We start from the raw sequence: 12,188 nt of genomic DNA, 5'->3' as shown, positions 1-12,188 counted from the left end.
TGAATAACCAGATTATCCTAACACCTTTAAAAGTCGGACTTTCAGAAAAATTATCCAAAAAGACACAGCCACATCATTTTCGGACGCGGCCGTGTCTTTTGTTTGTAACAGAAACATTCAGGCATCCATTTCCATCGATTTTTTATAAGCCTGCAAATAGCCGATTTCAGCAGGACTTCCCATCTGCGGTGCGCCCATCGCCCGGTGCCAATGCGGATAAATCGGTGCAGGTCGCGCAACTGACTCGATTTTGTCATGCTCTTCCTTCGTCAATTGAATATCAAATGACGCAATATTTTCTCTCAGCTGCTCTTCATTTCGTGCTGCGATTACAATCGGTCCGACGTTCGGACGGTCCTTGACCCAGGTGTAAGCGATTTGCGGCACGGAGGCATTGTGATTCTTCGCTACTTCCTCCAGCGCGTCAATCACCCGGTAAAGCCGCTCCTGGTCCATCACCCATGGCTCCGGCCATCCACCACCCTGACGCGTATCTTCCGGCGCTTCCTTACCTCTTCCGATTTTCCCGTTCAGCAAGCCTTCACCAAGCGGGCTCCAGATCATTGAACCGACACCAAGCTCGGTACCTGCCGGCAGAAGTTCGTACTCCGCTTCCCGCGCTTCCGGCGTATAGTAAATTTGTTGCGTGATCGGCGGAATAAAACCCGCCTGTTTTGCGTACGTGTGTGTCTTAGCAAGCGCCCAGCCACTGTAATTCGAAACGCCCCAATGGCGGATCTTCCCTGATTTCACCAGTCCGTCCATCGTTTCGACCGTTTCTTCGACCGGAGTCTGCCCATCCCATAGATGCACAAAATATAAATCGAGATAATCCGTGTCAAGACGCTCCAATGACTGATCAATGGAAGTCAGGATGTTATTGCGTGAAGCTCCCTGGCCATTTGGATTTTCACTGAGGGGAAAACCTGTCTTCGATGTGACCAGCACTTCATCACGCCGGCCTTTGATCGCTGCACCAAGTACTTTTTCCGCGTCACCTTTTGAATAAAGATTTGCTGTATCAAACATATTGATACCGGCTTCCAGAGCTATATCCACCATCCGGCGCGCTTCATCTTCCTTCACATTGCCCGCTGCTTCAAAACCGTTTGTTCCACTGAAAGGGATGGTTCCCAATATATACTTAGGAACCCGGAGACCTGAGTTGCCAAGATAAATATATTCCATCGAATCCTCCTCAAAAATTATTTTTGCTAATTGATGACAGTAGTAATCTACCCGGCATTTTCATCATCGAAACGGGACAAAACATCTTGGCATTCTCCGGTCACATAAGAAAACAAACAAAAAACGCCAAAACCCGATTAAAGGTTTTGGCGTTCTTATGTAGCTCCATAAAATCTATGGAGACGGCGGGAGTCGAACCCGCGTCCAGAAACTCAGCTACTTGAGCATCTACGCGTGTAGCTTACTTATTAGTCAAGGTTTTATAAGTTAGGGGGTATTACGTTGATACGAACTCGGTTCAATAACATCCAAAATCATTTTGCTATTATATAGTAGGTAAATTCAAAGTAGCTTAGAAATATTAATCAATAATATATATTACTCTTAGTTACTGTCGTTCTAAGAAGGAACTATAATCATATATTGCTTCTCTTGTTCTAGAGAGAAGCATTTTTGAAGAAATTGTTTTTAGTATATCTTCCTGATAGCTTGAGTCCCTCTTAAAATAGTTACTTACGCTAGATACTTCATTAGCTGCTAGTAGAACCCCATACCTTTCTTCAATTATTACTGTCAATTCTACTAATAGTTCTTTTATTTTCTTATCCAAATCATCTTCTTTATAATTCGAGATAAACTTTCCGTATTCAAAAGTCGATTCACTAAGTATGCTAGGATCATCAACAGCATCTCTAATATTATCGATATCTTGATTTTGAATACGATATAAAATTCCAAGCACAGCTATTAAAATGAAATTACCATTCTTTAGAATGTCCTTCGCTGTCCCTTCCAACAAACCTTCTTCTTTCTTCATTTCATCAGTAATTCGTTTAAATCGACTATAGAGGTCAATTAAATCAATAATGAAATTCAACTTGTCTGGTGAGCGCGAATAGTTCTTTTTGAAAATTGAAGCATATACATTAGCGCTTTCAAACAATACTTTTTTATTAGATCGTGCCGTACCCGGTCTCTGCATTACAAACGCAAGAATTAATTGACCAAACTCTTCATTCTTTATTCTTACTTTGTTGCTTTTTGGTTTCTCTCCTCGCTTTATTTGAAAATCGATCCCATGTGTATTTAAATCCCTTCTTAAAGTCAGCATTTCTGGTGTGTTAGCTTTCAGATCACTAGCTTTAATTGGTTTTTGAGAATTTGTAGTCTCGGCAATTTTAGTAAAGAATTGGTTAATATCAGAAGGCTTTGCTTGTTTTTGATAAACCACTTTACAGGGGATATAAAATTCTTGACTATTTGAGCCTTTATATTCTCCAAGTCGGTTTGTGGTTTGGCCGCCATTTACAATTGAAAAGTCATAGAGAGAAATTTTATTTCCATCAACCGAAAAATCTTCTGCAGCTATAATCAATCCATTATTGTAAAACCAAAAGTTCTCTCTATCATTATCTAGAGTTTCATTTATACCTTTATCAACCAATTTATGTGAAATGTACTTTCTAATGTTCATGTCAAATAAGCCCTTATCTTTAAATAATTCATACATTTCAATAAGTGACTTAGAACTTAAGTTTATCATCACACCGTAGTTTTCTTGAGATTCAAATTCCAAAACATTATTAGGCTTATCAAGGGCAGCTTTATATTCCCTTACTTTGGTGGTAGTATCTTGAATATTTGCAATCTGTGTATTTATTAATGGCTCGTCTGTGATTTTTATTAAATCTTCCAAATCGCTAATTGAGGAATTTTTTAGTTTCCGTTCGAAATTCTTTTCATCAAAATTACCAACGTAAATTACATGATATTCAATTTGTCCATTATCAGGTAGTCGATCTAAGTTCTCTCTCAGAACTCTTTTTAATTTGCTGCTATAAGCTCCGGTATTATGATTTCTAAAAGCTTCTACTGTTGTATCCATCTTTCTTATTGCATCAAGAATTTCATCTGATGATAAACTTGAAGTTTTGCACTGGATGAGTGATAAAATCTCTTCCTCATCATCATAAAAAACTAAATCAATACCCCCATCATTTGTTCCATTAGTAAGGTGATCATCGATATTACTAGTAATAGCCGAAAGTTCTTTTTCCTTATAGAAAATATATTGTAAAGCAAGTATTTCAAAAGCATCTTCATTTTTCAGTTTTTTATTTTCAAGCTCAAAGTGTTTAATAATACGATTTTGCTCATTCTGATAATTCCCCATTTTTTCCCCTCCACTATATTATTATTTTAATCTAATTATTCAAAATGTGTAATCTCAATATTATAAATTTCAAATTAAAAGCGCAGTAAAAAACAAAAAGCCTCTAAAATGATCATGTGATCGAACACATTAATGGCCTCAATGTTTTATTCTTGTATTAAGAAAGGAGTGCGGCAGATGAAAAATATAAAAATCGAATTCGGTGTCAATTTAAGAAACGCCAGAAAAGCTTTAAATCAAGGAGAAGGAAAGAGCCAAGTAGATTTTGCGGCAGATGTTGATCTTACTAGACCAACAATTTCAAGATTTGAAAATGGTTTCGGTAATCCTACATTGACTCAAATTGAAAAACTAGCAAATGCGCTAAACATTGAGCCTGCAGATTTATTAAAAAGAGATTGAGGGGAGATTTTAAATGGATATTTTTCGCCAAGCTGAACTAATCGAAGATGTTTTTTGTAAAGCTTTATCGACAAATGACGACAGCGGCAGACACGGTGTTTTGATTCCTGTATTTGCATATCATCTGTTCCCTTCATTCACTACTTTTGATCCTGCCGTCCAAATTAATTATGAAGAGCCTATTACTACCATATGGCCTCAAATGAATGCACGGGATATCAAAGCAAGCAAGTGGAAACATTACCATCGATATCCCGAAAGAAGGATGACTTCTTTACAACCGGAACTATTGAATAGCAAACCTGCTGGAAGCATGCTTGTAGTAGGAAAATACAAGAATCGTTCCGAATATGAATGTTTAGTTATCACGCCAGATAACCCTCAATATATGGAAATCGGATCTAAATTCTTGCTTGATAATGAAAATGAAGAGCGGCATTTCACTGGAGCAGCAATTATTCCAATTGAAGAATTTTTAAAGGATGAAAAAGAAATTACTCCATTAGACGAACTGATGGAACTTTTTGAAAATGTTAGCGCTCAAGGCTTTATTGAAAATAAAAAAGATGGCGATACTGGTATCGGTTTCACATTTGAAACACTTCTCGGTATTAAGTCCAACTCCAGTAAGACCCCAGACTATAAAGGAATCGAAATTAAATGTTCCCGATCCAAAAAATCTAAAGAGAAAAGAACTTCACCTAGCGGAAAACAAACTTTATTCTCGCTTATTCCAAATTGGGATACTGTGAGCAGCCGCCGAGGCCTCATAGAAAGGTATGGAGTCGATGATCCATTGAAAAATCGTACCAGCATATACTGCACTATAAAAATCCTTCCTAACTCTTATGGATGGAATTTAGAAATTGATGAAGAAAGTCATATTATTTATGTTTGCAATAGAGGGCAGCGTGTTGTTTATTATACAATGGACGATTTACGCGATGCCCTTGAAAGCAAACATAGAGAAAGTGTGTTCATTACAGCGGAAACAAGACTTAATGGAAATAATAAAGAAGAGTTTCATTATGATTCTCTTACCCATTGCAGAGAAGTCCTATTTTCCGAATATCTTGCATTGATAAGGGAAAATTTAGCTGGCCTCGATTTTGCCATCCATATGAAAGATGGAAAAGTTCGAGACCACGGATTTTTGTGGAGAATGGACAGTAAAAAGTACTTGCTTCGTTTATTCAAGTACGTACAAGAAATCAAATAGTTTCACTTTATACCAGAGTACTAGCCATAGTATTCTGGTTTTCTTGTCTTAAAGCAACTAATACTTGTTGGGCAACAGCTTTTGCAAGCAAAGGAGGAACTGCATTTCCTACTTGAGTATATTGAGGGACTTCTACCCTTCTTCTAGGACCGCCAGTAGTTCTTTTCCCTCTGAAAAGCAAACTATCGTCGAAAGACTGCAGTCTAGCTAACTCCCTTACTGTAGGAATCCGATTTTCAAACGGAACAATAAAGTCATCCGGTAAAGTAAGTACTGTTGGTGCTGGTGAGTTTCTATCATACCTGTACCTATTTCCTTTTTTAGAAGTAAAAATCTTAACAACACTCGGACTCGCTGATGCATTTTGCAAAGCTTGAGCTAAGCTAGTCAAATCTTCATATTCTTCTTGTGCATTAAAGCACTCCATTAGTAAATCTGGATAGTTGAAAAGAGCATCTTCTATACCCTCATTTAAAATCCTTAATGTTAATGCAGTAGTATTTTCACCTTCACGATATAAACTAAATCGCTGAGATACAGCTAGACTATGCCTAGCTATTTCATGATTTTGAAAAGGTCCAATTTGTTCTATAGGTTGCCCGAATTCAATACCATGTCTATCAGCTCTTAAAATTCTCGGTGTTCTTCCCGCAATAGAATTGAGTTGATAATTTGTAATTTCATACCTTTGATCTTGTGAAAGAACTAAATCGGAAATTGCATCTTGCACATTTACTATTTCTCTAGGTGTATCGGTGAAATCCGGATATTGAATAGGGGTTTGATCATTTCTATAAGCCATAAAAATTGCTCTTTTACGTCTTTGAGGTACACCAAAGTTACTAGCATCTAAAACTTGAACTGGAAGCACTGTATATCCTATGGCCGTTAGCTCACCTTCGAGTATGGCTGTAACTAATGTCTCTTCTGGATAAGTTTCTTCTGTTACACCTACAAAACCATCTAATCTTGTATTCAAAAATCCCTGTACATTTTCCATTATTACGTATTTAGGTTGTACTTCATCTATAACACGAATATACTCCCTGAATAGCATATTACGGGGATCATTCCTTGTTCTTCTTCCCGCTAAACTAAAACCTTGGCAAGGTGGTCCTCCAAAAATAGCATCAATTTCTGGCACTTCATGTCCCTGAAAAATTTGGAGATTTTGAATAGAATTAAATATGAAATCACCATTTAACTGAGAAATATCAGTTCTATGGAAAAAAGTGTTATGTCCTTGGTGCAATCCTAATTGTTCATGCCTATGCGTATATGTGTTTTCAACATCCTCACTTATATCGCTTGAAAATAAAATATGAAATCCAGCTTGGATTAATCCTTCGCTCATTCCCCCTGCACCACAAAATAAATCGATTGCGTATGGCATCTGAATAGCCTCCTTATTGATTCTTACTATATCTCATTATATATAGAAAAGCCTGTAAAAGTCCAGGGTTTTCTTTGAGTTAAATTTATATTATACACTCATCCTAAACCTAAAAGCCAAAAGCAGTTTTCTTACCTCCTGTTCTTTCACAGTCTTTTAGCATTTTCAATAAATAGTATGGTATCTGCTATTACATAGTCGAAATCTTCTTTTATTTCGTGTTCCCATATTCTTTTAATATTCCATCCTTTACTTTCATAGTATTCATTAACAAGTTTATCTCTCTCTCTGTTACGCATTAGTTTTTCTTTCCAAAAATCAGGATTACTTTTTGGAAGATGACCATGTATATCACAAAAATGCCAAAAGCAAGAATCTACAAAAATAACGACCTTATACTTTTTTATAGAAATATCAGGTTTTCCCATTAAAGACTTTTCATTCTTCCTAAATCGTATTCCGGCCTTCCATAGTTCTTTTGAAACCATATTCTCAAGCTTAGATTGTGACTTTACCGATCTCATTATATTTCTTCTTCCTTCTTCAGAGAACTTCATATCTCACCTCTAAAAATGATTTTCTAAACTATTCTAGTTCTCATTATAATACCAATCACAGAACAAATGTTCCAATAATACACATGGCAAAGATTATTATTGAGAGTGGATTAAGAAATCCTTCCCCTAAATCATTCGAATCTTTCAATAACGGATTAATAATATATTGACACTGTTTAGTTGTTGTTGTATATTAACAACAACAACTAAAATTGGAGGCGATTACTTGAAAACTGTTCGGTTAAATTTATCAGAAACAGAGTATAGCAATGTCTATGATCTTGCCTTAGAAAAAGGGTTCGCTAGTATTCCTGAATATTTAAGATACCTATTATTTAATGAAAAACCTGAAACATTGGTTGACTTTGAAGAACTTATAGCTATTTTTGAAAGTGCAATAAAAACTAGAAAAGATAATAATGAATTTAGGGTTCGTGACTGTTATGATAAGCAAATGTGGTCAAATATAGGTATCACAGAAAGAAGAACATTAGGTCGAATGATTATTCGAAAAGTAGAAAAAGGCGGCTGGTTACCTATTGTTGCAACATCTAAAGATTCCGGAAATGCTCAATGGTACATGAAAAGGGGGGAATAATTTTGAAGCACACATATATACGGCTACTACCTGAAGAAATCCAATCAAAAATTTGTAATGATGTCTATAAAGCACTTTATGAAGAAGGGTTTAGAGGAGAAGAGTTAGAGGAATCAATTGATACTGCAATGGCAAGTAAACTTTTTGACTTAGAAGATACAATAGACATTTCAAAGTATATTACAAATAATGCTTAAACTAAGAACTACGAAAATATGTCTTGTACCTACATTGACCGTAATTGGTTTTGAGCAAATAAAAGATAGATTTTATTAAGATTACTATAAATTGTATTTTGATATTGTAGTGATTGAATTTCAGTTTCAATCACTACGCTGCATTAAACATTGTAAAAGTCATAGTCAGAGAATTATTCTTCTGATACTCCTACGCCCCCACTTTTAAACTTCTCTTTAGCAATTTTATACTGGTACTCAGCTTCTGCACTTCCCCATGCTGCAGTGTATTCCTTGTGAATCCACCTTGTACAATAATTCTTTACAGTTGTGTTATTTATTTTAAAGTGGACAAAATATAATATCTCCTTTTCATGTAATACTTTTAGATAGTCTATTACCGACTTCCGATTTATCTTGGTATTCCTTGCCACAGTATCGATAGAGACATACGACATTGGTTTATTACTTATGGTGTAATATATATAACCAACCATATTAAGGTATACTGCAAATATTTTGGGTTTATAATCACTTTTCAACATTACTATTTTTTGTATATCCTTGTAATGGATTTTAGCAAAGTTAAATTCTTCATCTTTACCAGTTGGTTTAATGAAATAGTTATTAGCATGCTTTAAATCATCAGACATTTCTCCATTTATACTTTCATAAATTTCTATATGTCCCGTCTGTTGTAATCTCAATAAAGAGGCTTTTGTTCTTAATTTCGTTGAACTCTGTCCAGTACTCATACCAAGAAATTTCATTAAATGATTAACTCCTGTGTATGCAAACCCTTGGAAATTATTAGCCATAGACTTGATTACAGCTAAATAATATATGTCTACTTCACCATTTTTCCCTAAATGTTTAGTTTCTATCAGTGACTTAGACAGCTTGATAAATGATTCTTCCTTCTCTAGCTGTATTGATGTTTTTACTTTTGTTTCCATGATTATATTCTCCTTCTTCTCTTTTAATTATTTTGAGTAATATTCAAATATTGTTTTCGGTTCAAAAGGAGGCATCGCCGACCTTTTGGCCGCTACATTTCATCTATTATAAATTCTTCTATCTGTTATTCTTCTATCTATTCCTTATTGAAAATCACTAGAATGACTAGAAAAATACTGTAAGATCGCAAGTTTAGGGGTCACTTGTTTTTAGGGTGTAGTATTATTAATAGATACTAAAATTTAGGTGTAGTTTGTCTAGAAAACGGTAAACTACACCTATTTTTTGATACCTATTTGCAAGAACAGATTAGATAGATGATTGGTCAAGACACTTTAGTTTGACTTCAGTAAAATGAGCATTGCCAATGGAGGTAATTACTTTATCAAAAAGACCTTCTTTTATCTGCGAAGAATACTTTTCCAAAAGCATTGGTCCCAAAGTTTTCCTTGGCATCCCCTTTAAGACCTCTATTAAGATCTTAATCCCTTTAGCCACATTACATGCCTTACATAATATCCAAGCATTGTCTTCGATACTTCCGGTATTAGGACGACAGATGTATTGTGGTAACTTATGGTCTACCTGTAAGTTGGTAGTACTTTTACAGATTTGGCAGTAGTGTCCGTATTTCTTAAAAGTTGCTTGCTTTTGGTCACTTGTAAAGTCACCGCCGTTAGCGCGCCTTTTCTTTTCTCGGTTATTGTTACACTCCCTGCAAGCACTAGTTAATCCATCGGTTTTACTTCTGTCCTTGCTAAACAGATCCTCTGTTTTACTTTTTTTACACTTACTGCATGTTTTCAACATACTTTTCGAGCAGGGATTAAACCCTCTCTCTCACACATATATAATCTTTCTACTCTTTCCTCTCTTTCTATATTTAAATTTATTGCTACCCGAATGTTAAACCACGCAAAAAAAGGAGAGAATTAAACACTCCCCCCGTTTGAATGCACACTTGTCCCTTTGCAATTAACAGACATAAATAAGCCGTTAAATATTAATACAAAAATATGGAAACAAGCATGCCCCCAAATGAGGCGGTAGCATTTAATTCTCTCCTATCATAATTAAGCGTTCAAATAAAATTATTTATTTAATATTATCACTTTAGGAAACATTAGACAATAGCATTTTTATATACCAAATACCTATTTCTTAACACAAAGACAACTTATTTTCAAAAACGCTTTGCTGTTAATGACTTAAAATCACAAGTATTGATTCTTTCTCGTAAATAACAAGAGAAATTCAAAGGTAATTAACTTTTCAATAGAAGAAAAAGTTATCTTTATCCTTTTCGTATCGGAAAAAATAGTACTTAATGTAGTGTGGATGAACGCACCTCGGTAACTGCGCATTGAAAGGCGGGCTAAATATGTCGGATTCACCCCCCTCTCTATGCCTATTTAAAATTTAGAGTAGATCTTTGAATAAAAGATTTCAACTGATAATGTTAACAATAATTCCGTAAGCTACTTACGACTTCATCAATATCTAAATGTAAATATTTTGTTGTTATAGCTAAATCGGAATGCCCTAAAGCTTTACTTATTAGAGCTATGTTCGCTCCCTTGTTTAGTAGATTTTTTGCATACCCCCTACGGATAGCATGTGCATTAATATTTTCAATTCCAAATCTCTTAGAGTATTTATTTAGTTGCTTAGAAATTGCACAATTTGATGATTTACTTGTGTTCATAGGCAAGCCGTTCTGTGTAATAAAAATATTTTTGTTTTCTCGGCCGTAATACGGTCTAATATTATCATTCAAATGAATTAAATCTTTAAACATCTTTGCAAGATCTTGAGAAATTGGTAACTTAAGAAATTGATGATTTTTGAGAGTAGATCCATCTAAATTAAGAGTCAAATTATTAAAGTCAATATGATTTTCTTTTAACTCCCCGAGTGTTCGAATACGAATACCCGTGCTGTACATTGTGAGAATAGCAACGCTATCTCTAAAACCAACAAAAGTTGTCTGATCAATTAAACTAAGTAAGGTATCAACGTCATCTTCATTAGTACCTTTCTTAACTTGCTTATCAATCTTAATATGAACTGAACTCCAAAACTTTTTCTTGAACCATCCATTATTGTAAAACTTGCTCAATACCGCCTTGATAGACTTCAATCTTATTAGTTTTGTTTGCTGCGTTACTTGTAATGAACTCAGGTAGTTATATATCGTATCTATAGTAATATCTTCCACATATTTTAATTCATTATATTCTACAAACTGCTTGAAAATATAACGATAGCTTTCAATAGTGCGTTCTCGGTTTCCTGCTACTTGCATTTGTTGAAACACTATTTCCAGTGCATCAACAATTTGCATACCTTCTTTATCTTTATCATCTACTTTTGTTGATCTTCTTACGGTTTCCATATTTGCTGCGAACATACCATGTTTTCTTCCATTAGACATAACAATTCCTCCTAATCTATGAATTAGAAGTTATCGAACTGAGTCCCCAATTATGTTCAGGCATGAAAATAGGGATATTGCAAAGGAGTTTAACTCCCGTACAATATCCCTAACTTCCTTAAAACCTTGATACCACTGAATGTAGCTCCATAAAATCTATGGAGACGGCGGGAGTCGAACCCGCGTCCAGAAACTCAGCTACTTGAGCATCTACGCGTGTAGCTTACTTATTAGAGTTTCATGCACCGATCTGCCAATAAGCGGGCGTCCCGGGCACTAACTTGAGAATCTCTTACAGACAGTTCAAGTGGCGCTGTCTGTCGTATCCCACTAAAGTTGAGCTCTACATAGCCACATGGGCGATGGATACATAGAGCAGATCCGAGCTTACGCTGCGAATGCTAGGTTTTGGTTTGTTTTGCCAGTTGTTATAGTTACGTTGGTGACGAAGCCGATCCTCCGACGCGCAACCCAAGCCCTGATCATCCCTGTCGAATCCGTAACGTCCCCTCATTATAAGAAGACACGGGAAGAGTATGACTCTAGCGTGCTTGTGTTATAAACCAATTATAAGACAAAGATGGTCAGACTTCAAGCTTAACGACTGCGTTCTTTCATCGCACGGTCAATTTCCCGCTTGGCGTCTTTTCTCTTCAGATCTTCGCGCTTATCGTAGTTCTTCTTCCCTTTACCGACACCGATCAGCACTTTGGCGAAACCATCCTTCAAGTACATCTTCAACGGAACAATCGTAACTCCCTGTTCTTTTGTGTGAGACTCGAGCTCCCGGATCTGCTTTTTATGCAGCAGCAATTTGCGTGAACGTGTTGGATCGTGATTAAAGATATTTCCTTGGTCATAAGGGCTGATATGCATGTTGGAAATCCATGCTTCACCGTTTCGGATGCGGACGAATGCATCTTTCAATTGCACTTTGCCGTTCCGGGCAGATTTAATTTCTGTGCCCTGAAGCACAATGCCTGCTTCCATTGTTTCTTCAATAAAGTAATCAAAACCGGCTTTTTTGTTCTGGGCAATTACCTTGCCTGATCCTTTTGCCATCTATTCCACCTCATATTAGTTGAAAGGAG

General features: G+C 35.9%; 11 protein-coding genes and 1 other RNA gene. 4 read left to right on the top strand and 8 right to left on the bottom strand.

Annotation, left to right across the window (positions count from 1 at the left end; translation table 11 throughout):
* Positions 1–117: 117 nt before the first annotated feature.
* A complete protein-coding gene (locus DIJ65_RS09920; protein WP_117301786.1) occupies positions 118–1,188 on the bottom strand; it encodes an aldo/keto reductase in 1,071 nt (356 codons plus the stop codon).
* A gap of 388 nt (positions 1,189–1,576) precedes the next feature.
* The gene (locus DIJ65_RS09915; protein ID WP_117301787.1) at positions 1,577–3,361 is read right to left on the bottom strand and encodes an AIPR family protein; all 1,785 of its coding nucleotides are present in this window, start codon (positions 3,359–3,361) and stop codon (positions 1,577–1,579) included.
* Positions 3,362–3,538: 177 nt separating this feature from the next.
* On the opposite strand from DIJ65_RS09915, the gene DIJ65_RS09910 reads away from it, so the two are divergent.
* Positions 3,539–3,763 (top strand): helix-turn-helix domain-containing protein, encoded by a 225-nt coding sequence (locus DIJ65_RS09910; protein ID WP_185959538.1) that lies wholly within the window; start codon positions 3,539–3,541, stop codon positions 3,761–3,763.
* Positions 3,764–3,776: 13 nt separating this feature from the next.
* Positions 3,777–4,982, top strand: a complete 1,206-nt coding sequence (locus DIJ65_RS09905; protein WP_117301791.1) for an MvaI/BcnI family restriction endonuclease — start codon at positions 3,777–3,779, stop codon at positions 4,980–4,982.
* A gap of 7 nt (positions 4,983–4,989) precedes the next feature.
* Here DIJ65_RS09905 and DIJ65_RS09900 read toward each other — a convergent pair whose 3' ends face one another.
* Together DIJ65_RS09900 and DIJ65_RS09895 are read right to left on the bottom strand one after the other, a co-directional pair.
* Positions 4,990–6,375, bottom strand: a complete 1,386-nt coding sequence (locus tag DIJ65_RS09900) for a DNA cytosine methyltransferase (RefSeq protein WP_117301792.1) — start codon at positions 6,373–6,375, stop codon at positions 4,990–4,992.
* A 146-nt stretch (positions 6,376–6,521) separates the two neighbouring features.
* Positions 6,522–6,932, bottom strand: coding sequence for a very short patch repair endonuclease (locus DIJ65_RS09895; RefSeq protein ID WP_117301794.1), 411 nt, complete (start codon positions 6,930–6,932; stop codon positions 6,522–6,524).
* Between the two features lie 226 nt (positions 6,933–7,158).
* Between DIJ65_RS09895 and DIJ65_RS09890 the strand changes: the two genes are divergently transcribed.
* Both DIJ65_RS09890 and DIJ65_RS09885 read left to right on the top strand, forming a co-directional pair.
* Positions 7,159–7,530, top strand: a complete 372-nt coding sequence (locus DIJ65_RS09890) for a DUF1413 domain-containing protein (RefSeq protein ID WP_185959537.1) — start codon at positions 7,159–7,161, stop codon at positions 7,528–7,530.
* Between the two features lie 2 nt (positions 7,531–7,532).
* Positions 7,533–7,727, top strand: a complete 195-nt coding sequence (locus DIJ65_RS09885; RefSeq protein WP_117301797.1) for a hypothetical protein — start codon at positions 7,533–7,535, stop codon at positions 7,725–7,727.
* Positions 7,728–7,900: 173 nt separating this feature from the next.
* Here the strand turns inward: DIJ65_RS09885 and DIJ65_RS09880 are convergent, their stop codons facing one another.
* The 4 genes from DIJ65_RS09880 to smpB all read right to left on the bottom strand — a co-directional run bounded on the left by DIJ65_RS09880 (position 7,901) and on the right by smpB (position 12,159).
* On the bottom strand, positions 7,901–8,662 hold the full coding sequence (locus DIJ65_RS09880) for a hypothetical protein (RefSeq protein WP_117301799.1): 762 nt from the start codon (positions 8,660–8,662) through the stop codon (positions 7,901–7,903).
* A 1,460-nt stretch (positions 8,663–10,122) separates the two neighbouring features.
* Positions 10,123–11,097, bottom strand: a complete 975-nt coding sequence (locus DIJ65_RS09875; protein WP_117301802.1) for a tyrosine-type recombinase/integrase — start codon at positions 11,095–11,097, stop codon at positions 10,123–10,125.
* Between the two features lie 156 nt (positions 11,098–11,253).
* Positions 11,254–11,607: a transfer-messenger RNA gene (gene ssrA / locus DIJ65_RS09870) on the bottom strand.
* An 87-nt stretch (positions 11,608–11,694) separates the two neighbouring features.
* Complete coding sequence (gene smpB / locus DIJ65_RS09865) at positions 11,695–12,159, bottom strand: SsrA-binding protein SmpB (RefSeq protein ID WP_117301804.1); 465 nt, start codon at positions 12,157–12,159, stop codon at positions 11,695–11,697.
* Positions 12,160–12,188: the final 29 nt, after the last annotated feature.

Source organism: Planococcus salinarum, assembly GCF_007004625.1.
GTDB lineage: Bacteria > Bacillota > Bacilli > Bacillales_A > Planococcaceae > Planococcus > Planococcus salinarum.
The sequence above is the reverse complement of the archived record's forward strand: the minus strand, read 5'-3'. Positions and strand labels throughout refer to the sequence as shown.